Annotated in this window: 19 protein-coding genes and 1 pseudogene; 16 read left to right on the plus strand and 4 right to left on the minus strand. The window is 64.1% G+C overall.

From position 1 onward, the window contains the following. Positions 1-66 precede the first annotated feature (66 nt). From speA to CAG11_RS05870, 4 genes are all read right to left on the minus strand, one after another. Positions 67-1,980 carry an arginine decarboxylase gene (gene speA, locus CAG11_RS05855; RefSeq protein ID WP_085595364.1) on the minus strand — a complete coding sequence of 638 codons (1,914 nt, stop codon included), beginning with the start codon at positions 1,978-1,980 and terminating at the stop codon, positions 67-69. 222 nt (positions 1,981-2,202) lie between these two features. Then, a complete protein-coding gene (locus CAG11_RS05860) occupies positions 2,203-2,574 on the minus strand; it encodes a translation initiation factor Sui1 (RefSeq protein ID WP_022642068.1) in 372 nt (123 codons plus the stop codon). A gap of 197 nt (positions 2,575-2,771) precedes the next feature. Beyond that, positions 2,772-3,308, minus strand: coding sequence for an NUDIX hydrolase (locus CAG11_RS05865; RefSeq protein WP_085595366.1), 537 nt, complete (start codon positions 3,306-3,308; stop codon positions 2,772-2,774). A 3-nt stretch (positions 3,309-3,311) separates the two neighbouring features. Continuing rightward, positions 3,312-4,379 carry a DUF2333 family protein gene (locus CAG11_RS05870; RefSeq protein ID WP_085595368.1) on the minus strand — a complete coding sequence of 356 codons (1,068 nt, stop codon included), beginning with the start codon at positions 4,377-4,379 and terminating at the stop codon, positions 3,312-3,314. A 288-nt stretch (positions 4,380-4,667) separates the two neighbouring features. Between CAG11_RS05870 and CAG11_RS05875 the strand changes: the two genes are divergently transcribed. The 16 genes and pseudogenes from CAG11_RS05875 (at position 4,668) to CAG11_RS05950 (ending at position 23,765) form a co-directional block, all read left to right on the plus strand. Beyond that, a complete protein-coding gene (locus CAG11_RS05875) occupies positions 4,668-6,338 on the plus strand; it encodes a PleD family two-component system response regulator (protein ID WP_085595370.1) in 1,671 nt (556 codons plus the stop codon). Between the two features lie 1,499 nt (positions 6,339-7,837). Then, positions 7,838-8,353, plus strand: a pseudogene (locus CAG11_RS34450) (methyl-accepting chemotaxis protein); the annotation flags it as partial. A gap of 320 nt (positions 8,354-8,673) precedes the next feature. Further along, on the plus strand, positions 8,674-9,126 hold the full coding sequence (aroQ, locus tag CAG11_RS05885) for a type II 3-dehydroquinate dehydratase (protein WP_022642063.1): 453 nt from the start codon (positions 8,674-8,676) through the stop codon (positions 9,124-9,126). Positions 9,127-9,174: 48 nt separating this feature from the next. After that, positions 9,175-9,639: an acetyl-CoA carboxylase biotin carboxyl carrier protein gene (gene accB, locus CAG11_RS05890; protein WP_022642062.1), complete on the plus strand. Its 465-nt coding sequence runs from the start codon at positions 9,175-9,177 to the stop codon at positions 9,637-9,639. A gap of 17 nt (positions 9,640-9,656) precedes the next feature. Beyond that, the gene (accC, locus tag CAG11_RS05895; RefSeq protein WP_022642061.1) at positions 9,657-11,015 is read left to right on the plus strand and encodes an acetyl-CoA carboxylase biotin carboxylase subunit; all 1,359 of its coding nucleotides are present in this window, start codon (positions 9,657-9,659) and stop codon (positions 11,013-11,015) included. Positions 11,016-11,194: 179 nt separating this feature from the next. Beyond that, positions 11,195-12,073 (plus strand): 50S ribosomal protein L11 methyltransferase, encoded by an 879-nt coding sequence (prmA, locus tag CAG11_RS05900; RefSeq protein WP_022642060.1) that lies wholly within the window; start codon positions 11,195-11,197, stop codon positions 12,071-12,073. 30 nt (positions 12,074-12,103) lie between these two features. After that, positions 12,104-13,432: a DUF3426 domain-containing protein gene (locus tag CAG11_RS05905; RefSeq protein ID WP_085595374.1), complete on the plus strand. Its 1,329-nt coding sequence runs from the start codon at positions 12,104-12,106 to the stop codon at positions 13,430-13,432. A gap of 196 nt (positions 13,433-13,628) precedes the next feature. Further along, a complete protein-coding gene (gene dusB / locus CAG11_RS05910) occupies positions 13,629-14,642 on the plus strand; it encodes a tRNA dihydrouridine synthase DusB (RefSeq protein WP_085595376.1) in 1,014 nt (337 codons plus the stop codon). Further along, positions 14,639-14,959 (plus strand): DNA-binding transcriptional regulator Fis, encoded by a 321-nt coding sequence (fis, locus tag CAG11_RS05915; RefSeq protein ID WP_003186237.1) that lies wholly within the window; start codon positions 14,639-14,641, stop codon positions 14,957-14,959. Before dusB ends, fis begins: the two co-directional genes overlap by 4 nt. Positions 14,960-15,042: 83 nt before the next feature. Then, positions 15,043-16,650 carry a bifunctional phosphoribosylaminoimidazolecarboxamide formyltransferase/IMP cyclohydrolase gene (gene purH, locus CAG11_RS05920; protein ID WP_053132248.1) on the plus strand — a complete coding sequence of 536 codons (1,608 nt, stop codon included), beginning with the start codon at positions 15,043-15,045 and terminating at the stop codon, positions 16,648-16,650. Between the two features lie 182 nt (positions 16,651-16,832). Further along, positions 16,833-18,122 (plus strand): phosphoribosylamine--glycine ligase, encoded by a 1,290-nt coding sequence (gene purD / locus CAG11_RS05925; protein WP_085595378.1) that lies wholly within the window; start codon positions 16,833-16,835, stop codon positions 18,120-18,122. 101 nt (positions 18,123-18,223) lie between these two features. Next, positions 18,224-21,010 carry a hybrid sensor histidine kinase/response regulator gene (locus CAG11_RS05930; RefSeq protein ID WP_085595380.1) on the plus strand — a complete coding sequence of 929 codons (2,787 nt, stop codon included), beginning with the start codon at positions 18,224-18,226 and terminating at the stop codon, positions 21,008-21,010. 41 nt (positions 21,011-21,051) lie between these two features. Then, positions 21,052-21,648, plus strand: coding sequence for a MarC family protein (locus CAG11_RS05935; protein WP_022642054.1), 597 nt, complete (start codon positions 21,052-21,054; stop codon positions 21,646-21,648). 52 nt (positions 21,649-21,700) lie between these two features. Continuing rightward, complete coding sequence (locus CAG11_RS05940) at positions 21,701-22,603, plus strand: hypothetical protein (RefSeq protein WP_085595382.1); 903 nt, start codon at positions 21,701-21,703, stop codon at positions 22,601-22,603. 3 nt (positions 22,604-22,606) lie between these two features. Continuing rightward, positions 22,607-23,284 carry a hypothetical protein gene (locus CAG11_RS05945; RefSeq protein ID WP_085595384.1) on the plus strand — a complete coding sequence of 226 codons (678 nt, stop codon included), beginning with the start codon at positions 22,607-22,609 and terminating at the stop codon, positions 23,282-23,284. Between the two features lie 28 nt (positions 23,285-23,312). Continuing rightward, positions 23,313-23,765 (plus strand): hypothetical protein, encoded by a 453-nt coding sequence (locus tag CAG11_RS05950; RefSeq protein ID WP_085595386.1) that lies wholly within the window; start codon positions 23,313-23,315, stop codon positions 23,763-23,765. The last annotated feature ends 8 nt before the right edge of the window (positions 23,766-23,773 follow it).

Here is a 23,773-nt window from a genome sequence, read left to right on the forward strand (position 1 = left end):
GTTTCCCCAACCGGGGAAACGGCGTTTTGCCTTGGCCCGCGGGCACCGCCAGGGGTGCCCGAAGCGTCAGGACGACAGGTAGGACGAGCGGGTCAGGCCCAGGCGCAGGGCGTCCAGGAACTGGGTGCGCTCGGCGGCGCTGATCCTGGCGCTGGCCACCTTGTCGCGGTAGTGGGTCATCAGCTCTTCGGGCGACAGGTGCACGTAGCGCAGCATGTCCTCGATGGTGTCGTGGGTCTCGATGCCGGCGTGGTACACGCTGCCGTTGGCCCGCTGGTAGATGTTCACCGAGTCGGTGTCGCCGAACAGGTTGTGCATGTCACCGAGGATTTCCTGGTAGGCGCCCACCAGGAAGATGCCCAGCAGGTAGTCCTCGCCCTCGTTGACCGAATGCACCGGCAGGCTGGTCTCGATGCTCTGCTCGTCGACGTACTGCTTGATCTTGCCATCGGAGTCGCAGGTCAGGTCTTGCAGCACCGCGCGGCGCAGCGGTTCCTCGTCCAGGCGATGCAGCGGCAGGATCGGCAGCACCTGGCCGATGGCCCAGGTGTCCGGCAGGCTCTGGAACACCGAGAAGTTGCAGATGTACTTGTCGGCAAGCTTGTCGTTGAGCTCGTCCAGCACCTGGCGATGGGAACGCTGGCGAGCCTTCAGCGAGTTGTGCAGGCGCCGGCACACGGCGAAGTAGCACTGCTCGGCCAGGGCTTTCTCGGCCAGGGTCAGCTTGCCGTCGGCGTACTGCGCGGCCACGTCGCTCATGTAGTGGGTGGCGCGCCAGTAGGTCTCGGTGACCATCTCGATGTCGGTAGGACCCAGCAAGTCCACCAGCCACTGCACGGTTTCGGGCAGCTCTTCCTTGTTCTCGATGACCGGCACATCGTCGTTGTGCTTCTCGACGTCGGTAACCTGCACCACCAGCATGGCGTGGTGCGCGGTCAGGGAACGACCGCTCTCGGAGAAGATGTTCGGATGCGGCAGGCTCTGCGCGTCGCAGAATTCCTTGAGCATGCCCACCACCACGCCGGCGTAGTCGTCCATGTCGTAGTTGATCGAACTGGCGTTGCGCGAGTGGGTACCGTCGTAGTCCACGCCCAGGCCGCCGCCGACGTCGATATGGTCGACCGGCAGGCCGAGGTTGCGCAGCTCGCCGTAGTAGCGGATGGCTTCCTTGAAACCGTGCTGGTAGTCGGCCAGGTTGGCGATCTGCGAACCCATGTGGAAGTGCAGCAGGCGGATGCCCTGGTCCAGGCCGGCATCGCGGAAACGCTCCACCACCGCCAGCAGCTGCGCCGCCGACAGGCCGAACTTGGATTTCTCGCCACCGGTGTCGGCCCACTTGCTCGAGGCCAGGGACGACAGGCGCACTCGCAGGCCGACCTGCGGCTTGACCTTGAGCGACGCCGCTTCCTCGATCACCAGGCCCACTTCGGACTCTTTCTCGATGACGATGAACACGTTGTGGCCCAACTTCTGGCCCATCAGCGCCAGGCGGATGAACTCGCGGTCCTTGTAGCCGTTGCAGACGATGGTGCCGCCCTTGGGCGCCAGGGCCAGGACCGCCAGCAGTTCGGGCTTGGAACCGGCTTCCAGGCCGATGGAGACGTTCTGGGTGGCGATGATGTTCTCGATCACCGCTTCTTGCTGGTTGACCTTGATCGGGTACAGGGCGGTGTACTTGCTCTGGTATTCCAGGCGCGCGATGTTGGCATCGAAGGCACCGGTGAGCTGGCGCACGCGATCCTGGAGGATGTCCGGGAAACGCACCAGCAAGGGCAGGGACAAGCCGCTCTTGCGCAGCTGCGCGACCTGTTCGAACAGATCGATGGGCAAGCTGCCCGGACCATTGGGGCGAACTTCGACGCGACCGGCGTCATTGATCGCGAAATATCCGGCCCCCCAATGGCGAATCCCATAAACACTGCGGCTGTCCGCAACTGTCCATTGGCTGCCATCGTCTTTACGTGTGCGTCGTACGGACATCGAAGTCCCCTATAAAGAAGTCATAGAGCGCCGCCCCGATCCAGGGCCGACGCAGTCTAAAGAATGAAAATGACGATTAGCCTGCAAGCGCAATAGACCACGCATGCAGGGCCGAGTTTAGAAACCGTTCATGAACAGGCTCTGTGAAAACCATGGAGACGACGCCAGCGTCCTGAGCCAATCAGGACAGCGTCCAGTCAGAGGTGGTTTTCACAGAGGCTGCTAGCCGCCGGACTTCTTCGCCGTGAAACCGCGCTTGACCAGTTCCGCCAAGAGTAGCTCGACGTGGTCGCCCTGGATCTCGATCACGCCCTCTTTCAAGGCGCCACCGGTACCACAGCGCTTCTTCAACGCCGCGGCCAGTTCCTTGAGGGCGTCTTCGGCCAGGGGCACGCCGGTGATGGTGGTCACCGTCTTGCCACCACGACCCTTGCTTTCGCGACGCACGCGAGCAATGCCGTCGCCGGCTGGAATCACGCTTTGTTTGCAGATACAGGCGGCCACCGGCTGGCTACAGTCCGGGCAATGTCGACCTGCGTCGGTGGAAAACACCAGGCCGCCAAGGGCGGCGAAGGATGCGGCTTTTTTGGCCACCGGCAATCCTCTTGGGAGGACAAAGACTGGTCGGGGCACATGGCGGTGTCGCCGACCGCGAAGCCCCACTCAGGCAGGGGCAGCGCTACTGGGCCAGGTCCCTTGCGAGGATAGCGCTGGCTCAGCTTGAAAAGGCGCGCAGTGTAACGGCAAAAAGCCGACTTGCTAAGAGCCAATCGGCGTCAATTTATGCAACTTTAACGACGTCGCGCCAGATAGCGCTGCAAGGCGGCCAGGGAGTCCGGGCAATAGGGCTTCTCGTGGATTTCCCGCAGCACCTGGTCCAGGGGCAGGAAGCGTGCTTCCAGCACTTCCTCGGGCTGCAAACGCAGCGGCCCGTCCCATACGGCGGAGAAGGCCGAGCACCACAGGCGGTTGTCGGTGTCCTCGAAGAAGAAGTGGTCGTGGGCGACCAGCTCGACTCCACTCACCCCCAGTTCCTCTTCCAGTTCACGGGCCGCCGACTCGGCATAGCTTTCAGTGGCGAGGACCATGCCACCGGCGGCGACATCCCAATAACCCGGGTAGATGGCCTTGCTGAGGGTGCGCCGATGCACGCACAACTCACCGGCGGAGTTGAACAGCATGATGTAGGTACCACGGCCGATCAGGCCCTGCTCGCGCAGCTCCGAGCGGGCCATGGCGCCCAGCAGCTGGTCCTCGCCATCGACCCAGGCGATCTGTTCGGCATCGGAGGCGGCGCGGTGGGCCGCCTCATTGGTGGTCGCGACCATGGATCAGCCCTGGTTGAGCAGTTGGCGCAAGTCGATGACTGCAGCGTTGGCGCGGGAGATGTAGTTGGCCATGACCAGCGAGTGGTTGGCCAGGACGCCGAAGCCGTTACCGTTGAGGATCATCGGGCTCCAGACAGTTTCCTGGGAAGCCTCCAGTTCGCGGATGATCTGGCGCACGCTGACGGTGGCGTTCTTCTTGGCCAGCACATCGGCGAAGTCCACTTCGATCGCGCGCAGCAAGTGCGACAGCGCCCAGGCCTGGCCACGCGCCTCGTAGAACACGTTGTCGATCTGCATCCATGGTGTTTCTTCGATTTCCTCGCCCACCTGCGGAACCTGGCCCGGAGCCAGGACTTCGGTCTTCAGCGCAGTGTTGAGCTTGACCCGGCCGACGCTGGCCGACAGCCGCTGGGACAGCGAGCCAAGGCGCGTCCCCACGTCACCCAGCCAGTTGTTGAGGTTGTCGGCCCGGGCATAGAACTGCGCGGTCTTCTGGTTCGGGTCCGACAGCCGCGCCTGGTAGCGGCTCAGGGAGTTGATGCCTTCCAGGTATTCCGACTCGCTGGAGGGCAGGATCCAGCTCTTGTTGTCGAAGTTGAAGCGTGGCTCGGCCTTGGCCAGGTCGGCGTCTTCGGCGGACTGCGACTGGGACCGGGCGAAATCCTTGCGCAAGGCGCGGGTCAGGTCGCGGACCTGGACCAGGACCCCGTATTCCCAGCTGGGAATGTTGTCCAGCCAGATGCCCGGTGGGAAACGGTCGTTGGAGATATAGCCGCCCGGCTTGTCGAGCAGGGTGCTGACCACGGTCTTGAGGGTTTCCACGGTGGTGTAGCCCACCACCATCTGCCGGCCTTCCTTCTCGGCGGCGAGCTGGGCGTTCTGCTGGACCGGGAACAGCGCCGGTTCCTGGCTCCAGTACCAGCCCAGGGCACCGGTGACCAGCAGGTACAGGCCCAGCAAGGTCGCCAGGGCGCGACTGAACAGCAGGCTACCGAAATAGCTGCGTGTCGCCGACTTGGGTTGGGCGGCCCGTTCCGGCGCGCTGTCTGCGCGGTTCTTCCAATCCAGCATGGCTATATCCTTTCAATCACTTGGGTTCATCGATTCGACCACAACCCTACTCCATCGTGCCTTGCCCTGGCGGGATAAATCTTCAGGCAAACGCGCGCCGCGCAACGATTGCGTATCGGGCGACCACTATAAATGAAGCACAGTCCGCAGCCTATGCGAGCAGTCGGTGGCGAACCCGGTCAAGTCGCTTTGCACATTATTGACGTACGACACTCATGGGAGCCGAAAGTGGTGCTAGCATAGAGCCACCAGTCGATCTCAGCATGCACCCTAACTAGTAGTCAGGATATGACCGAGCCAGAAGACCCCAGCCGTGAGCGCCTCAAGCACCACTTTGCCCAGCGGGTAATTCATCAGGCACGGCAGATCCTGGAGATCTGGCAGCGGCTGCAGCGCAGCGAGTGGTCGTCCACCGACATGTCGGAACTCTGCGAAGCCAACCTGCGCCTGCTGCGTTTCGCCGAACGCTTCGAACAACCCGAGCACTCCCAGCTGGCCCGCAGCATCAGCCAATCGCTGGAAGCGGTGGATGCCAACCGCGGCCGCCTGAGCAGCCACCTGATCACCGAACTCAACCGCCTGATGCAGCGCCTGTCACGTACCGGCCTGCGCCATGGCGATCAACTGGAACAGACCTTCCTGCCGCCGCTGCGCAAGCCGATCTACGTGATGCTGCAGGATCACGACCGGGCCGAACGCCTGGCCAAGCAGCTGGAGTTCTTCGGGCTCAGCGCCCAGCCCCTGGACAGCATCGCCGCGTTTCGTTCATCCATGGTCGAGCGCCTGCCGGCGGCCATCGTCATCGACGTGGACTTCTGCGGACCCGGCATGGGCCTGACCCTGGCCGCCGAGGCCCAGGTCGGCCTGGAGCAGAAGCTGCCGCTGCTGTTCTTCAGCCTGCACGAAACCGACACCCCGACCCGCCTCGCGGCCGTGCGCGCCGGTGGCCAGGAGTTCCTCACCGGCACCCTGGAAGCCTCCAGCCTGCTGGAAAAGATCGAGGTGCTGACCTGCGTCGCCCAGTACGAGCCGTATAAAGTGCTGATCATCGACGACTCCCGGGCCCAGGCCCTGCACACCGAGCGCCTGCTCAACAGCGCCGGGATCGTCACCCGCACCCTGATCGAGCCGATCCAGGCCATGGCCGAACTGGCGGATTTCCAGCCCGACCTGATCATCCTCGACATGTACATGCCGGCCTGCACCGGTACCGAGCTGGCCAAGGTGATCCGCCACAACGACCGCTACGTCAGCGTGCCGATCATCTACCTGTCCGCCGAGGACGATCTGGACAAGCAACTGGACGCCATGAGCGAAGGCGGCGACGACTTCCTCACCAAGCCCATCAAGCCGCGCCACCTGATCACCACGGTGCGCAACCGCGCGGCCCGGGCGCGCAACCTCAAGGCGCGGATGGTCCGCGACAGCCTGACCGGCCTGTACAACCACACCCATATCCTGCAATTGCTGGAAGACTGCTGCTTCCGCGCCCGCCGCGAGAACAAGCCGCTGAGCTTCGCCATGCTGGACATCGACCACTTCAAGCGGGTCAACGACAGCCACGGCCACCCCATGGGCGACCGGGTGATCAAGAGCCTGGCGCTATTCCTCAAGCAGCGCCTGCGCAAGACCGACTTCATCGGCCGCTACGGCGGCGAGGAGTTCGCCATCGTCATGCCCGATACCGACCAGGACGCGGCATGCCAGGTGCTGGACGAAATCCGCCAGCGCTTCGCCGAGATCCATTACCCGGCCCAACCCCAGGACCTGTGGTGCACCTTCAGCGCCGGAGTGGTGCAAATGCAGGAAGACTCCGACAGCCTGATGATGGCCAGCCAGGCGGACGAAGCCCTGTACCGGGCCAAGCACAGCGGCCGCAACCGGGTGCAGAGCGCGCGGCAATCAAATCAAAGTGCCATCTTTTCATCCGAATCCACCGATTCGGTCATAACCTTGTAATACAACCGCAATAAATTCAGGCGCTTGCCATTCAAGTCGTTGGTAGAGCCCCGATGCGCCTGAAGTTGCTGACCAATCTCAACACCCTTCTATTAGTTGCCGTGTGCGTGGCCCTGGGGGCGACACTGTGGTGGTCGCAGCGCGCCCTGGAACGCCCCTACCTGCTGATGGAGCGCTACCTGGGCCTGTCCCAGCAATTCCAGAACCAGGCGGCGCGCAATATCGAGGACTACCTGGCAAGCGGCGACGCCCTGCGCCTGAGCAGCGCCACCCAGGCCATCGAGACCCTGCAGGGCGGACTGTCCGAACTGCCACCGCAACTGGCACATAGCCTGAGCCCGAGCCTGGCCAGCCTCGCCGACTTCAGCAAGACCGACTTGCTGGCGGCGGGCAAGCTGGCGGGCGACCCCCAGGCTCTGCTGCTGCAGGCCGAACGCGAACTGGGCGCCAACCTGGAGCAACTGAGCCAGTACGCCGGCGGCGCCACCAGCGCCGAGGCCAGTGCCTACCTGCCGTTGTTGCTGGCCGCCTCCCAGCATCTGGGCAAACTCTCGCTGGCCCGGGACAAACTGGTCCGCAGCGGGCGCAGCGAACTGGCGAGCGACGTCGAGCGCGAACTGAACAACATCCGCGCCCAGGCCGACCGTCTCGAGGCCTTGCCTCTACTGGGCGTGGCGACCAGCAGCGAATCGAATACCGATGACTTCGCCGCCATGATGGGCCTGGAGAACACCCAGAAGAGCGCCGCCGAAGATGCCGGCATCGGCCTCAAGCGCGAACTCAACAGCCTGCTCAGCCGTTATCCCGCCGAGCTTGCGCGCACCCGCGAGCAGATCCAGAAACGCGCCGAGCTGAGCGCCGCGACCTTGCTGAAGATCACCGCCGTGCAGCAAGCGATCGCCGCACTGGAGCCGGAAGTGCGCGCCCAGCACGGCCAGATCCAGGGCGAAGTGCGATTGATGCAGGGGCTGATGATCGGCCTGATCCTGCTGATCGCCCTGGTGATCGATACCCTGCAGCGCAAGCTCGCAAGGGTCCTGACCAACCTCGCCCCGGCGCTGTCGACCTGGGCCCAGGGCGATTTCAGCCAGTCGATCCAGCTGGGCAAGACCAACTACGAACTGCATGCCATCGAAGCATCGCTGAACCGCCTGCGGGCCTACCTGGTGGACCTGGTGGGCACCATTCGCCAGAACGCCGAACAGGTGGCCGGCAGCAGCCGGGCCCTGGCCGACCTCAGCAGCGGCCTGCACAGCGGCGCCGAACGCCAGGCTGGCGACACCGCGCAGATCCGCGATGCGCTGGGCGAGCTGGAAGCCACCATCCAGCAGGTGGCCGGTGATGCCAGCCAGGCCGCAGATGCCAGCCGCAGCGCCGGCCTGGCGGTCCAGCAGGGACAGAAAGTCATAGGCCAGAGCCTCACCGGCTTGCATGCCCTTGTCGGGGAAGTCCAGGGCAATGCGCAGATGATCGAACACCTGGCCCAGGAATCGGCCACCATCGGCGGCGTGCTGACGGTGATCCGCTCCATTGCCGAACAGACCAACCTGCTGGCGCTGAACGCCGCCATCGAGGCGGCCAGGGCCGGCGAGATGGGCCGGGGGTTTGCCGTGGTCGCCGAGGAAGTGCGTTCCCTGGCCCAGCGCACCTCCGGCGCCACTGCACAAATCCAGGCGTTGATCGCCGGCCTGCAGAGCGCCGCGCAGCAATCGGTGCAGGGCATGCGGGCCCAGGTCGAGCACGCCGAGGCCACCGCCAGCCAGGCCGAGGCCGCCGATGGCGCACTGGATGAAATCGTCGGGGCGATCCAGACCATCGCCGAGACCGCGGTGCGGATCGCCGATGTCACCGCCCAGCAAAGCGGCGCGGTCAGCGAGATCCGCGACCACAGCGAACGCATCCACCAACTGGGCGGCGACAACCTGCTGCGCATCGGCGAAGGTCGGGCCCAGGGCGAGAACCTGCTGGACCTGGGCGGCCAGCTGCACACCGCGGTACAGGCCTTCCGCGTCTGACCCGAACCAGGCTGGCAGCCGCCTTTGGCTGTGCCGATAGTGGCGGGAGCCTTCATTTACGGGCCTGGCGCAGCCTTTGCCGGGCCGCTGCGGACCAGCGCCACAAAAAAGCCCCGGGCACGCCCAAGATCGGCGAAAAAGTCGCCAACCACTTCAACAGCGCTTTATGACGGGCATATGACCGGATTTCCGCACTCGGTCACATATTTCGCGCAAACATCGGTCATCGTGCTGGCTATTGCCGGGAACTGGACAGTCACAAAGTCTTTCCGGCATAGTCGCCGGGTTCTGACAACCGCCCCGATAACAAGGAACGACCGATGGCCACCCTACTGGTTCTCCATGGCCCCAACCTGAATCTGCTCGGCACCCGCGAACCGGGAGTCTACGGCGCCACGACCCTGGCCCAGATCAACCAGGACCTGGAGCAGCGGGCCCGTGCCGCCGGGCATCACTTGCAGTACCTGCAGAGCAATGCCGAGTACGAATTGATCGAGCGTATCCATGCCGCGCGGGACGAAGGCGTGGATTTCATCCTGATCAATCCAGCAGCTTTTACACATACAAGCGTCGCATTACGTGACGCGTTGCTGGCGGTGAGCATCCCATTCATCGAAGTGCATTTGTCCAACGTGTACAAACGCGAACCTTTCCGCCATCACTCCTACTTTTCAGACGTTGCGGTAGGAGTGATCTGCGGCCTTGGCGCCAGCGGTTACCGACTGGCCCTGGAGGCCGCCCTGGAACAGCTTGAAATACAGGCAAGTGCTTGAACAACAAGCGTTGAACGCCCCTGACCGACCCCTGGGAGTTGATGATTCATGGATATTCGTAAAGTCAAGAAACTGATCGAACTGCTGGAAGAGTCCGGCATTGACGAGCTGGAGATCAAGGAAGGCGAAGAGTCCGTACGCATCAGCCGTCACAGCAAGACTCCAGCCCAGCAGTACTACGCTCCGGCTCCAATGGCCGCAGCTCCAGTAGCCGCTCCAGCCGCCGCAGCTCCTGCTGCCGCTGCCGCCCCGGCCGCTGCCGCCGCACCTGCGCTGAACGGCACCGTAGCCCGTTCGCCAATGGTCGGTACCTTCTACCGCAAGTCCTCGCCAACCTCGCCAGCCTTCGTCGAAGTCGGCCAGAGCGTGAAGAAGGGCGACACCCTGTGCATCGTCGAAGCGATGAAGATGATGAACCACATCGAAGCTGAAACCAGCGGTGTGATCGAATCGATCCTTGTCGAAGACGGCCAGCCGGTTGAGTACGACCAACCGCTGTTCACCATCGTTTGAACTGCGGAGAGTCTTTGATGAAGCCTGCGAAGTTGGAAAAAGTCCTGATCGCCAACCGCGGCGAAATCGCCCTGCGGATCCTGCGTGCCTGCAAGGAAATGGGGATCAAGACCGTAGCCGTCTATTCCAAGGCCGACAAGGAGCTGATGCACCTGGGCCTGGCGGACGAGTCCGTGTGCATCGGCCCGGCGCAAGCCGCGCAGTCCTACCTGCACATCCCGGCCATCATCGCGGCCGCTGAAGTCACCGGCGCCACCGCGATCCACCCTGGCTACGGCTTCCTGGCGGAAAACGCCGACTTCGCCGAGCAGGTGGAGAACTCCGGCTTTTCCTTCATTGGCCCCAAGGCCGATACCATCCGCCTGATGGGCGACAAGGTTTCCGCCAAGCACGCCATGATCGCCGCCGGCGTACCCACGGTTCCAGGTTCCGACGGCCCGCTGCCGGAAGACGAGGAAACCGCGCTGCGCATCGGCCGTGAAGTCGGCTATCCGGTGATCATCAAGGCCGCCGGTGGCGGTGGTGGTCGCGGCATGCGCGTGGTGCACAAGGAAGAAGACCTGATCGCCTCGGCGAAGCTGACCCGCTCCGAAGCCGGCGCGGCATTCGGCAACCCGATGGTCTACCTAGAGAAGTTCCTGACCAACCCACGCCACGTGGAAGTCCAGGTCCTCTCCGACGGCCAGGGCAACGCCATCCACCTGGGCGACCGCGACTGCTCGCTGCAGCGCCGTCACCAGAAGGTACTGGAAGAAGCTCCGGCCCCGGGCATCGACGAGACCGCCCGCCAGGAAGTCTTCGCTCGTTGCGTCCAGGCGTGCATCGACATCGGCTACCGCGGCGCCGGCACCTTCGAGTTCCTCTACGAGAACGGCCGCTTCTACTTCATCGAGATGAACACTCGCGTGCAGGTAGAGCACCCGGTATCGGAGATGGTCACCGGTGTCGACATCGTCAAGGAGATGCTCAGCATCGCCGCTGGCAACAAGTTGTCCATCCGCCAGGAAGACGTGGTGATCCGCGGTCACTCCCTGGAGTGCCGGATCAACGCCGAAGACCCGAAAACCTTCATGCCAAGCCCAGGCACGGTCAAGCACTTCCACGCCCCGGGCGGCAACGGCGTGCGCGTCGACTCGCACCTGTACAGCGGCTACGCGGTTCCTCCGAACTACGACTCGTTGATCGGCAAGCTGATCACCTACGGGGCAACCCGTGACGAAGCCATGGCGCGCATGCGCAATGCGCTGGACGAAATCGTCGTCGACGGGATCAAGACCAACATCCCGCTGCACCGCGACCTGACCCGTGACGAAGGCTTCTGCAAAGGGGGAGTGAACATTCACTACCTGGAGCACAAGCTGGCCGAGCAACACTGATCGGCATTCGCCACACCACCAAGGCCGCTTTCGAGCGGCCTTGGTGCTTCTGCAGGAGCAAGGCTCCTGCAAATGCCTGCCGCCTTGCCGCTGTCGTCTTCTGCCTCCTGCTCGCGTAAACTTGCGCGCTTCTCGCGGCCCACTAGGCTGCACATCACATATTTTCAAAGGTGCCCGCCATGCCTTGGCTGCAAGTCCGTCTCGCCATCAGCCCAGAACAAGCCGAAACCTATGAAGACGCTTTTCTTGAAGTCGGCGCCGTTTCGGTGACCTTCATGGATGCCGAGGATCAACCGATCTTCGAACCCGAGCTGAACACCACCCCGCTGTGGTCCCACACCCACTTGCTGGCCCTGTTCGAGGGTGGCACCGAGGCCGCCAGCGTGCTGGCCCACCTCGAGTTGCTGACCGGCAGCCCGCTGCCCGAACATCACAGCGAAGTCATCGAGGACCAGGATTGGGAGCGCAGCTGGATGGACAACTTCCAGCCGATGCGTTTCGGCCAGCGCCTGTGGATCGTCCCCAGCTGGCATGCCGCTCCGGAACCGGATGCGGTCAACCTGCTGCTGGACCCGGGCCTGGCTTTCGGCACCGGCACCCACCCGACCACCGCCCTGTGCCTGGAGTGGCTCGACGGCCAGGACCTGAAGGACTGCAACGTCCTGGACTTCGGTTGCGGCTCGGGGATCCTGGCCATCGCCGCCCTGCTGCTGGGAGCCAAGCGCGCCGTGGGCACCGATATCGACGTGCAGGCCCTGGAAGCCTCCCGCGACAACGCCGGGCGCAACAACATCGCCGAGGAACTGTTCCCGTTGTACCTGCCGGAGCAGATGCCCCAGGAACAAGCCGACGTGCTGGTGGCCAACATCCTGGCCGGTCCGCTGGTGTCCCTGGCGCCGCAATTGTCCGGCCTGGTCAAGCCAGGTGGGCGCCTGGCGCTTTCGGGCATCCTTGCCGAGCAGGGTGACGAGGTCGCTGCGGCCTATGCCCAGGACTTCGATCTGGACCCGATCGCCAACCTCGATGGCTGGGTGCGCATCACCGGCCGTCGGCGCTAGAATGGCCGCCTGCATAATCCGGATGGCCGCATGACCGACAGTTTCGTCACCCAGTGCCCGCATTGCCAAACCAGGTTCCGTGTCAGCCACGCCCAATTGAGCGTGGCTCGCGGAGTGGTTCGTTGCGGCTCCTGCCTGCAGGTGTTCAACGCTGCGCGACAACTGCTCGAGCAGCGCGCGGCCAAGGAAGGCGCGGCAGCCAAGCCGCTCGCCAAGCCGACCGCACCCGCACCGGTGACGACACCCGCGACCACTCCGCCGCCCCCTGCGGCGGCAGAACCGGAACAGCCGACGCCGCAGCCCGCTGCCGAGCCGGAACCGGCTCCAGCCCAGCGCGCCATCAGCCAGAAACAATGGTCGGCGGCGGAAATGGACCTGGACCATCTGGACCTCGACGAGGAACTGGCCAAGCTCGAGCAACGGGAAATCCAGCCGGCCAAGACCTTCGGCCAGGAACGCGCCCCCCGGGAAAACGGCCTCAGCGCCCGGCGTGACCAGCAGGACAACGACGAAGCCAACTGGCCCGACGGCCTGTTCGGCAGCGCCGGCGAGCAGGACGAACCGGCCAGCCTCAAGGCCCCGGCCAAGGACGACGCCGAGCCCGAGCCGGCCAAGGCCGCCCGCACCGAACCCTCGCTGTCCTTCAACCTGGCGGACATGGACGACGAACCACCGTCCCCCAAGTTGCGCCTGGACGCCGACCTGGAATCCTTCGACGCAAAGCCCCCTGCGCCTGCCCTCAAGGACGAAGACGAAACCCCAGTCCCGGCACCGGGCAAGAAACGCCGCGAACGCAGCGAACCGGGAGTCCAGGACGAAGTGTTGCTGGACCTGGTCGACGACCCGCTGCACCTGGATTGGCAAAAGCGTCGCTCGCCCTGGGGCCGGCGCCTGCTCTGGCTGTTGCTGATCCTGCTGGCCGCCGGTGGCCTGGCAGGCCAGTACATCGCCTATCACTTCGACGAGCTGGCCCGCCAGGACCAGTACCGCCCCTGGTTCCAGCGACTGTGCCCGGAATTCGGATGTACGGTCCCCTCGCGCGTGGACATCGGCCGGATCAAGAGCAGCAACCTGGTGGTGCGCAGCCACCCGGAATTCAGCGGGGCCCTGGTAGTGGACGCCATCATCTACAACCGTGCGCCCTTCTCCCAACCGTTCCCGTTGCTGGAACTGCGCTTCGCCGACCTCAACGGCCACCTGATCGCCAGCCGTAGCTTCAAGCCCGGTGAATACCTGGGCGGCGACCTGCAGGACGCGGCGGAAATGCCGCCGCAAACCCCGATCCACATCGCCCTCGATATTCTCGACCCCGGACCCAAAGCCGTGAACTACAGTCTGAGTTTCCACTCGCCAGAGTGAAACGGCTGGAAGAGTTGACGGACGACTCTGGATTGACGACAGATTTATGACAGCTCCCCCGCGTATCGCTCGCGGGAGCCGGCAGAAGAACTGTTCAGATTTTATCCAATTCAGCCTTTATCCGGTCATCGAGAGCGGGTATCATGCCAACCCTTTTTCGAACTCTCATGATCCGGCCCCACAACAGGGAAGTCCTATGTCGGCGGTACGCATCGGCCCATACACACTGCAAAACGGCTTGGTTCTCGCCCCGATGGCGGGAGTTACCGACCAGCCCTTTCGTCAGCTTTGCAAGCAATTGGGTGCCGGCCTTGTAGTCTCGGAAATGGTCACCAGCGACATGAGCTTGTGGAACAGCCGCAAATCGCGGCTGCGCATGATCCACGAAGGCGATCCCGAGCCGCGCTCGGTACAGATTGCCGGTGGCGATGCACAGATGCTGGCGGACGCCGCCCGCGCCAACGTCGAGTTGGGTGCACAGATTATTGATATCAACATGGGTTGCCCGGCGAAGAAGGTTTGCAACAAGGCCGCCGGCTCCGCATTGCTGAAAGACGAAGTCCTGGTCAACGAGATTCTCCAGGCGGTGGTGGCCGCGGTGGACGTACCGGTCACCCTGAAGATCCGCACCGGCTGGGACCGGCAGAACAAGAATGGCCTGACCGTGGCGAGGATCGCCGAACAGGCTGGCATCACGGCGCTGGCGGTCCACGGTCGGACCCGCGCCGACCTGTACACCGGTGAAGCCGAGTACGACACCATCGCTGCGATCAAGCAGGCGGTGTCGATCCCGGTCTTCGCCAACGGCGATATCGACTCGCCCGAGAAAGCCCGGCAGGTATTGAATGCCACCGGCGCCGACGGGCTGTTGATCGGCCGGGCTGCCCAAGGGCGGCCATGGATTTTTCGTGAGATCGAACACTTCCTGCGCACCGGTGAAACCCTCCCGGCACCGCAGCTGTTCGAAGTGGAGCGGATTCTGCTGGAGCACCTGGCCGCGCTGCATGCCTTCTATGGGGATGTCATGGGCGTACGCATTGCGCGCAAGCATGTGGGCTGGTATCTCGCAACCCTGCCAGGCGCCAGGGAGTTTCGCGCCCACTTCAATCGTTTGGAAGATACGGAAGCACAGTGCGCCAACGTCCGTGAGTTCTTCGCCGGACGTTACAAGAGCCTGGAGACAGGGGACGGAGAGGGGGTGGCCGCATGACGATGATGACCGAGACTTTAGTGAGTGGAACAACACCCGTGAGCGACAACGTGAATTTGAAACAGCACCTCAATACCCCGAGCGAAGAAGGCCAGACCCTTCGCGGGAGTGTCGAGAAGGCGCTGCACAATTATTTCGCCCACCTTGAGGGCGCTGCCGTCACGGACGTGTACAACCTGGTGCTCTCCGAAGTCGAGGCCCCGTTGCTCGAAAGCGTGATGAACTACGTCAAGGGCAACCAGACCAAGGCCAGCGAACTCCTGGGTCTGAATCGCGGAACCCTGCGCAAGAAACTCAAGCAGTACGATTTGCTGTAAGCATTCAACCAAACCAGAAAGGCGCCCGCGTAAAAAACGGTCGCCTTTTTTGCTGACCCCCTAGCTTGTTGATGGAAATTGAGATGACCGACCAGACTACCCGCCTGCCGATCCGCCGCGCCTTGATCAGTGTTTCCGACAAGACCGGGATCCTCGAATTCGCCAAGGAGCTGGAAGCCCTCGGTGTCGAGATCCTCTCTACCGGCGGGACCTTCAAGCTGCTGCGGGACAATGGCGTGTCCGCAGTGGAAGTCGCCGATTACACCGGTTTCGCGGAAATGATGGACGGCCGGGTCAAGACCCTGCATCCGAAGATCCACGGCGGCATCCTGGGTCGTCGCGGCATCGACGACGCCATCATGAACGAGCACGGCATCAAGCCGATCGACCTGGTGGCGGTCAACCTCTATCCCTTCGAAGCCACCATCTCCAAGCCCGGCTGCGACCTGCCGACCGCTATCGAGAACATCGACATCGGCGGCCCGACCATGGTTCGCTCGGCAGCCAAGAACCACAAGGACGTGGCCATCGTGGTCAACGCCAGCGACTACGCCAGCGTCCTGGACAACCTCAAGGCCGGCGGCCTGACCTACGCCCAGCGCTTCGACCTGATGCTCAAGGCCTTCGAACACACAGCAGCCTACGACGGCATGATCGCCAACTACATGGGCACCATCGACCAGGCCCGGGACACACTGTCCACCGAAGGCCGCAGCGGATTCCCGCGCACCTTCAACAGCCAGTTCGTCAAGGCCCAGGAAATGCGCTACGGCGAGAACCCGCACCAGAGCGCGGCCTTCTACGTCGAGGCCAAGAAAGGCGAAGCCAGCATCTCCACCGCCCTGCAGTTGCAAGGCAAGGAACTGTCGTTCAACAACGTGGCCGACACCGACGCCGCGCTGGAATGCGTGAAGAGCTTCGTCAAGCCGGCCTGCGTCATCGTCAAGCACGCCAACCCCTGCGGCGTGGCCGTGGTGCCCGAGGACGAGGGCGGCATCCGCAAGGCCTACGACCTGGCCTACGCCACCGACACCGAGTCGGCGTTCGGCGGCATCATCGCCTTCAACCGCGAGCTGGACGGCGAAACCGCCAAGGCCATCGTCGAGCGCCAGTTCGTCGAAGTGATCATCGCCCCGAAAATCTCCCAGGCTGCCCGCGAAGTCGTAGCGGCCAAGCAGAATGTACGCCTGCTCGAATGCGGCGAGTGGCCGGCCGAACGCGCCGCCGGTTGGGACTTCAAGCGGGTCAACGGCGGCCTGCTGGTGCAGAGCCGCGATATTGGCATGATCAGCGCCGATGACCTGAAGATCGTCACCCAGCGCGCGCCGACCGAACAGGAAATCCACGACCTGGTATTCGCCTGGAAAGTGGCCAAGTTCGTCAAGTCCAACGCCATCGTCTACGCCAAGAACCGCCAGACCATCGGTGTCGGCGCCGGCCAGATGAGTCGCGTCAACTCCGCCCGCATCGCCGCCATCAAGGCCGAGCACGCCGGCCTGCAAGTGCAGGGCGCGGTCATGGCTTCCGACGCCTTCTTCCCGTTCCGCGACGGCATCGACAATGCCGCCAAGGTCGGTATCCGCGCCGTGATCCAGCCTGGCGGCTCGATGCGTGACGCCGAGGTGATCGCCGCTGCCGACGAAGCCGGCATCGCGATGGTATTCACCGGCATGCGCCACTTCCGTCACTGATTTACGGCAATCGGCCGCACTGAAGCAGGCATCTGCTGCGTTGAGGCCGGTTCCACTGATGCTCATTGCCAGAAGGCAACTCCGCTCATCGGAACCGGCCCCGCCTTGCATCTACCTGTTTCATTGCGACCTCGTACAACGTGAGGCTTCGCCTCCCGTCCGAAAGAATTCGAGGTTTTGACATGAAAGTTTTGATCATTGGTAGTGGCGGTCGTGAACACGCCCTGGCCTGGAAAGTCGCTCAGGACCCACGGGTCGAGAAAGTATTCGTCGCTCCCGGCAACGCCGGTACCGCCATCGAGGCCAAGTGCGAGAACGTGGCCATCGACGTGCTGGCCCTGGAGCAGCTTGCCGACTTCGCCGAGAAGAACGTTGCCCTGACCATCGTCGGTCCGGAAGTGCCGCTGGTAGCCGGTGTGGTCGACCTGTTCCGCGCCCGCGGCCTGGACTGCTTCGGCCCGACCCAGGGCGCCGCCCAACTGGAAGGCTCGAAGGCCTTCACCAAGGACTTCCTGGCGCGCCACAAGATTCCGACCGCCGACTACCACAACTTCACCGAGATCGAGCCGGCCCTGGCCTACCTGCGGGAAAAAGGCGCGCCGATCGTGATCAAGGCCGACGGCCTGGCCGCCGGCAAGGGCGTGATCGTCGCCATGACCCTGGCCGAGGCCGAGGAAGCCGTGCGCGACATGCTCGCCGGCAACGCTTTCGGTGACGCCGGTTCGCGCGTGGTGATCGAGGAGTTCCTCGATGGCGAGGAAGCCAGCTTCATCGTCATGGTCGACGGCAAGAACGTGCTGCCCATGGCCACCAGCCAGGACCACAAGCGCGTCGGCGATGGTGACACTGGCCCGAATACCGGTGGCATGGGCGCCTACTCGCCTGCCCCGGTGGTCACCGCCGACGTGCACCAGCGCGTGATGGACCAGGTCATCTGGCCGACCGTGCGCGGCATGGCCGAGGAAGGCAACGTCTATACCGGCTTCCTCTACGCGGGCCTGATGATCGACAAGGCCGGCAACCCGAAAGTCATCGAGTTCAACTGCCGTTTCGGCGACCCGGAAACCCAGCCTGTCATGCTGCGCCTGCAATCGAGCCTGGTGCTGCTGGTGGAAGCGGCCCTGGCCCAGGCCCTGGACAAGGTCGAGGCCCAGTGGGATCCGCGTCCGAGCCTGGGCATCGTCCTGGCGGCCGGCGGCTATCCTGGTGACTATGCCAAGGGCGCGGCCATCACCGGCCTGGACGCCGCAGCCGCGCTGGAAGGCAAGGTCTTCCATGCCGGCACCGCGCTCAAGGACGGCCAGATCGTCACCGCCGGTGGCCGGGTGCTGTGCGCCACTGCCATGGGCGCCAGCGTCGACCAGGCGCAGCAGCAAGCCTACCGCCTGGCGGCCGAGATCGACTGGCAGGGCTGCTTCTACCGCAAGGACATCGGCTACCGTGCCATTGCCCGCGAGCGCGGCGAGCAATAAGGCTCGCACGAAACCCCGGCAAGGGCTTCCAGGCCCTTGCCGGGCGCTCATTGCGCCGCGCATAGTTATAATCAGGCATCAACCAACGAAGGGATTTCGCCGTGCGCTGGCTCAGGATTGCCCTAGGCTTCACCGTCACATTGCTGACCCTGCTCTGCATGAATCCGGCCCTGGCCGCTCAAGGCAGTGGCTGGGCGGTGCTGCTCGACGATCAGGGCGACCTGCAACTCAGTGACATCCGCTCCCCGCGCTACACCAACCAGTTCAGCCCCATCGAGCTGGACAAGCTCACCGCCGCCGAGCCCAACGGCGCCCTGTGGCTACGCTTCAAGCTCCAGCCGGGCACCCATGAGCAGATCCTGCGGATCTTCGCTCCCGACCTGTCCCACCTGAATCTCTACGTGCTCGACGGCGACCAGCTGATCGAGCAAGTGAACACCGGCTCCAGCCAGCCCCAGACGGAAAAACCGCTGCCCAGCAGCGACTTCGCACTGCCGCTGCCACAGAGCGACAAGACGCTGGACGTCTACGTACGCCTGGTGTCCGAACACGAACTGCGCCCCTATATTACCCTGCAATCGGCGGTGATGGCCGCCGCCAGCCAGGGCCAGACCCTGGTCTACGGCCTGCTGTTCGGCTGCCTGGCGATGCTGATCCTGCACAACCTCACGCGCTTCGCCTACACCCGCTCGCGCAGCAGCCTGTGGCTGGCGGTCTGCGAGGCCCTGCTGACCCTCAGCCTGATGATGCTGCTGAACCTGTTCGGCCCCTGGCTGCCGGACTGGCAGTCCCTGCAGACTCCCGGCGCCTACCTGGCGCTGCTGCTGACCGCCCCTGCCGGCATGATGTTCGCCTATCGGTTCTTCTCCCCGGTGGGGCCGCATCCGCTGAACCGCCTGCTACTGGGCAACATCCTGCTGATCGCCCTGTCCGGCCTGTTGCTGTTGATCATCAGCAGCCTGCCATTGAACATCGTCACCTATGCCCTGGTAGCCCTGGCCGGTTTGAGCATGCTGTTCATCGGCGGCTACCACTGGCACAAGGGCTACCGCCCGGCCCGTTGTTTCGTCGCCGCCATGGCGATCTTCAACTTCGGCACCCTGGTGATCATGCCCGCCCTGCTCGGCCTGACACTGGTGCCCCCGCAAGGGCTGATCGTGACCTTGATGAGCGTGGTCTGCGTGGCCGGCCTGCTGATGAGCGTCGCCCTGGGCGAGCGCCAGCGCCACATCACCGAGAACCGCTTCAGCGCCAGCCGCGACCTGGCCGCCAGCACCGCCGAGGTCAATGCCAAGGCCGAGTTCCTGGCCAAGATCAGCCACGAGATCCGCACCCCGATGAACGGCGTGCTGGGCATGACCGAGCTGCTGCTGGGCACGCCGCTGTCGGTCAAGCAGCGCGACTACGTGCAGACCATCCACAGCGCCGGCAACGAACTGCTGACCCTGATCAACGAGATCCTCGACATCTCCAAGCTCGAATCCGGGCAGATCGAACTGGACGACGTACAGTTCGATCTCAATGCCCTGATCGAAGACTGCCTGAGCATCTTCCGGGCCAAGGCCGAGCAGCAGAATGTCGAGCTGATCAGCTTCATCCAGCCCCAGGTGCCGCGGGTCATCAGCGGCGATCCGACACGGTTGCGCCAGGCCCTGTTGAGCTTGCTGGAAAATGCCCTGAAGAAGACCGACGAAGGCGAAGTGCTGATCGTCGTCGCCCTCGACGAGCGCAGCAGCAAGCCGCGCCTGCGCATTGCCGTGCAAGATAGCGGGCAGCCCATGGAGCCCGAGGAACGCGACGCGCTGCTGCATACCGAGCTGCACAGCAAGAATTTCCTGGCCACCACCCGCCTGGGCGGCAACCTGGGCCTGGTGATCGCTCGCCAGCTGATCCTGCTGATGCATGGTGAGTTCGGCATCAAGAGCGGCAACCAGCAAGGCAGCACCCTGTGGCTGACCCTGCCGTTGGATGCCGACCGCCTGGAGCATCCCACCGCCGATCTCGACGGCCCGCTGCAAGGGGCCCGGGTGCTGGTGGTGGACGACAACGACACCTGCCGCAAGGTCCTGGTGCAGCAATGCAGTGCCTGGGGCCTGAACGTCAGCGCCGTGCCTTCGGGCAAGGAAGCCCTCGCCCTGCTGCGAACCAAGGCACACCTGCGTGACTACTTCGACGTGGTCCTGCTGGACCAGAACATGCCCGGCATGACCGGCATGCAGTTGGCGGCGAAGATCAAGGAAGACCCGAGCCTGAACCACGACATCCTGCTGATCATGCTCACCGGCATCAGCAACGCACCGAGCAAGGTGATCGCACGCAATGCCGGGATCAAGCGCATCCTCGCCAAGCCAGTGGCCGGCTACACCCTCAAGACCACCCTGGCCGACGAGCTCAGCCACCGCGACAAGGCGCCCACCACGCCCTACAACCAGCCCCTGGCCCAGGTCCTGGGTCCGGAGCCGATCACCGTGCCCAGCGACTTCCGCATCCTGGTGGCCGAGGACAACAGCATCTCCACCAAGGTGATCCGCGGCATGCTCGGCAAACTCAACCTGCAGCCCGATACCGCCAGCAACGGCGAGGAAGCCCTGCAGGCGATGAAAGCCAAGCGCTACGACCTGGTGCTGATGGACTGCGAGATGCCGGTGCTCGACGGGTTTTCCGCCACCCAGCAACTGCGGGCCTGGGAAGTGGGCAACCAGCGAGTGCGCACGCCGGTGGTGGCCCTCACCGCCCATATCCTGGCCGAGCACAAGGAGCGCGCGCGCCAGGCCGGCATGGACGGGCACATGGCCAAGCCGGTGGAGCTCTCGCAACTGCGTGAACTGGTGGAGCACTGGGTCACCCAGCGCGACTTGCGCGAACGCAGCACCGCGCACACCAGCTGAGTTAAACTCTGGCTCGCCCTCCCTAGTCGTGAGCTCCCACCATGCTCCACGTGCTGTTCAGCGTTTACCTGAAGATGCTGGTGCTCTACAGCCCCTTCTTCGTCCTCTCGTGCTTCATCAGCCTGACCCGTGGCTACTCCCTCAAGGAGCGTCGGCGCCTGGCCTGGAAAGTCGCCCTGGCGACCCTGGTCTCCAGCGTGCTGCTGTACCTGTTCGGGCGGGTGATCTTCGGCGTGTTCGGCATCACCGTGGATGCGTTCCGCATCGGCGCGGGCTCGGTGCTGTTCATCTCCGCCCTGGGCATGGCCCAGGGCAAGTCGGCGGTGCAGACCGACAACGTGCAGCAGGACGTGACCATAGTCCCGCTGACCATTCCCCTGACTGTCGGCCCCGGCACCATCGGCGCCCTGCTGGTCATGGGCGTCAGCCAGCCGCACTGGGACGACAAGCTCACCGCCATCCTCAGCATCGCCCTGGCCAGCCTCACGGTGGGCGTGGTGCTGTACCTGTCCAACCGCATCGAGCGCATCCTCGGCGACCAGGGCCTGCAGATCGTCAGCCGGTTGATGGGCCTGTTCGTCTGTGCCCTGGCGGCGCAGATCATCTTCACCGGGGTCAGGGGTTATCTAGTCCCCTAGACCCCTTCGGCAAACAGCCGGGCACCACAAAAATCAAGTAATAGGCAACGGAATGCAGACTCTTCCCCCCACCGGCCCGGGCGCCGCTCCGGCACGCGCCCAACGCCTCGCGCGGATCGGGCGCGGCCTCGGCTGCTTGCTGGCCGCAGTGTTCATGTCTCTCCCGGCGCTGGCTGCCGAATCCCCTCAAGCCAAGCTTGTGGCCTGGCTGGACAAGACCAGTGAATCCAGTGAGCGCTTTGGCGATTTCCAGGTGTATCACCGCCGGGATGGCAGCAACCCCCGGGAAATCACCTATAAGGGCCAGCTCTATCGACCGCTGAACGCCTGGCAGATCACCGAGGTAAAACCCACCGGGGCGATTCAGGGCGGGCAACCCGTGCTGCTGGCTACCACCATCGAATGGATGGGCGTCGGCACCGTGCTGATCGCGGTGCAGAACGACACCCCGCTGGCTCGTATCCTCAGCCCGGTGAAGAGCCGCGAGGAGCCCGACTGGGGCCAGCCACAGCCCGGGCGCAGCGATCTGCTGCTGTTTCCCGAAGGCGCGCGGGCGCTGGTGCCCTCCACCGGGCAAGTCCTGTGGTTCGATGAGCGGCTGCCCGGCTGGGGTTTCTCCCACTACGCCATGCTAGTGTCGGTGTCGCCGGATAACCGCAGCGCCGCCTTCCTGGGCAAGGAAGGGTTGCTGCTCAGCTCGGCGGATCAGGGCGTCTACGCCCAGCTACCGATCAGCAAGGAGATGAACCTGAGCCAGCTGTGGCCATTGTTCAACCAAGCCAGCGACCGCGCGCGAAAGGCCCTGAACGAAGGTCGGCGCATCGACCAGAATCGCCTGCATCATGCGTTGCAAGTGGATTGGGTCGGTCGGCAGTTCAACTGGCAGCAGGTGCAGGGAAGCTGGCAACTCAAGGGCCTGGGACTGACCTCCAGCCCGCTGAAGAAGGAGCACTGAGGGATGAGCGTTCTACGCCCATGGCCCGTTCAATACCTGCTGCAACTGACCTCGGCCATTGTGCTGGCCGGCTGCGCCAGCCACGGCAGCGAGCAGCCCAGCGACATCCGCACCGAAGACGCCAAGGCAGCAGACGCGGTACTGGAGCTTGAGGTCAGCTTCGCCCGGGCACCGGACTACCAGCCCGAAACCAGCGGCCCCTATGCATCCAGCCAGTACGTGAAGATCGAGGGCGCCCCGACCCTGCAGATTCCGTTCTATCAGAAGGGTATCGGCTTCGAACTCGGCGTGATCGGTGACCCGCGGGCGTTGCTCGCCCTGCCTTACCCCTCGCCCAAGGCTGACTCTTCCAGCAAAAACCTGCGGGTCATCGGCCAACGCCTGGACGACACCCACTACCGCTTTGTAGTGCTGCCGCTGTCGGGCTGGAACAGCCTCGACAGCTTCGAAGTGGCCTTCGCCCACAACGGTCGCCGCGAGGCCATGACCTTCACCTACAGCACGCAAGTGGCCTGCAACAGCAGCTTTGCGGTGACGACGCCGACCTACGGTTTCGCGATGTCGGTGGCGGCGCGCTTTCCCAAGGATGCCCAGGGCTGCCTGAAAGCCTGCGATGCGCGCCCGGGGTACGCCGGTCAATGCGCCTACACCTCCGGTTTCCGCCAGGTCTCGAACCTGTAGAAACCCCCTCCCAGCCAGAGCCCACCCAATGCCCTACAGCGCCGATGCTGCTTTCATTCAGGAACAATGGCTGGACGGGTGTTTCCCCCGGGAAAACACCCTGGTCCTCAGCAGCGGTTTCTATTGCCTGTTCGACCTGCCCTACGAACATCCAAGGCTGATCAACAAAGCCTGGATGCCAGCCCTGGATTTCCCAGGCCGGGACGAACCTGATTTCGTCACCGCCCTGGGGTTTGCCGCCGAAGGCCCGCAGTCTTTTCATGCCCAATGCGGGGAAACCGCCGGGCACGGTGGTGACGGCTTCCTGGCCTTGCTGGAAAAGGGCTCGGATGCGCTGATCTGGCTGATTGTCCTCAGCCAGACCAACCCCTTCGACCGGGTACAGATCCTCGGCCAGCAGCTCCACGCCGAGTCGACCTCCGGGGTCAGGGTGCAAGTCCCCCTCCTGCGCCCCGACCAGTTGACCCTGACCTGGCCCTGACTCCTGCC

The sequence above is a fragment of the Pseudomonas sp. B6(2017) genome (assembly GCF_002112765.1).
Taxonomy (GTDB): domain Bacteria; phylum Pseudomonadota; class Gammaproteobacteria; order Pseudomonadales; family Pseudomonadaceae; genus Aquipseudomonas; species Aquipseudomonas piscis.

Coding starts and splice junctions, on each gene's coding strand:
- speA (WP_085595364.1), bottom strand. CDS start 1,980: ATGTCCGTACGACGCACACGTAAAGACGATGGCAGCCAATGGACAGTT.
- CAG11_RS05865 (WP_085595366.1), bottom strand. CDS start 3,308: ATGGTCGCGACCACCAATGAGGCGGCCCACCGCGCCGCCTCCGATGCC.
- CAG11_RS05870 (WP_085595368.1), bottom strand. CDS start 4,379: ATGCTGGATTGGAAGAACCGCGCAGACAGCGCGCCGGAACGGGCCGCC.
- CAG11_RS05875 (WP_085595370.1), top strand. CDS start 4,668: ATGACCGAGCCAGAAGACCCCAGCCGTGAGCGCCTCAAGCACCACTTT.
- aroQ (WP_022642063.1), top strand. CDS start 8,674: ATGGCCACCCTACTGGTTCTCCATGGCCCCAACCTGAATCTGCTCGGC.
- accB (WP_022642062.1), top strand. CDS start 9,175: ATGGATATTCGTAAAGTCAAGAAACTGATCGAACTGCTGGAAGAGTCC.
- accC (WP_022642061.1), top strand. CDS start 9,657: ATGAAGCCTGCGAAGTTGGAAAAAGTCCTGATCGCCAACCGCGGCGAA.
- prmA (WP_022642060.1), top strand. CDS start 11,195: ATGCCTTGGCTGCAAGTCCGTCTCGCCATCAGCCCAGAACAAGCCGAA.
- CAG11_RS05905 (WP_085595374.1), top strand. CDS start 12,104: ATGACCGACAGTTTCGTCACCCAGTGCCCGCATTGCCAAACCAGGTTC.
- dusB (WP_085595376.1), top strand. CDS start 13,629: ATGTCGGCGGTACGCATCGGCCCATACACACTGCAAAACGGCTTGGTT.
- fis (WP_003186237.1), top strand. CDS start 14,639: ATGACGATGATGACCGAGACTTTAGTGAGTGGAACAACACCCGTGAGC.
- purH (WP_053132248.1), top strand. CDS start 15,043: ATGACCGACCAGACTACCCGCCTGCCGATCCGCCGCGCCTTGATCAGT.
- purD (WP_085595378.1), top strand. CDS start 16,833: ATGAAAGTTTTGATCATTGGTAGTGGCGGTCGTGAACACGCCCTGGCC.
- CAG11_RS05935 (WP_022642054.1), top strand. CDS start 21,052: ATGCTCCACGTGCTGTTCAGCGTTTACCTGAAGATGCTGGTGCTCTAC.
- CAG11_RS05940 (WP_085595382.1), top strand. CDS start 21,701: ATGCAGACTCTTCCCCCCACCGGCCCGGGCGCCGCTCCGGCACGCGCC.
- CAG11_RS05945 (WP_085595384.1), top strand. CDS start 22,607: ATGAGCGTTCTACGCCCATGGCCCGTTCAATACCTGCTGCAACTGACC.
- CAG11_RS05950 (WP_085595386.1), top strand. CDS start 23,313: ATGCCCTACAGCGCCGATGCTGCTTTCATTCAGGAACAATGGCTGGAC.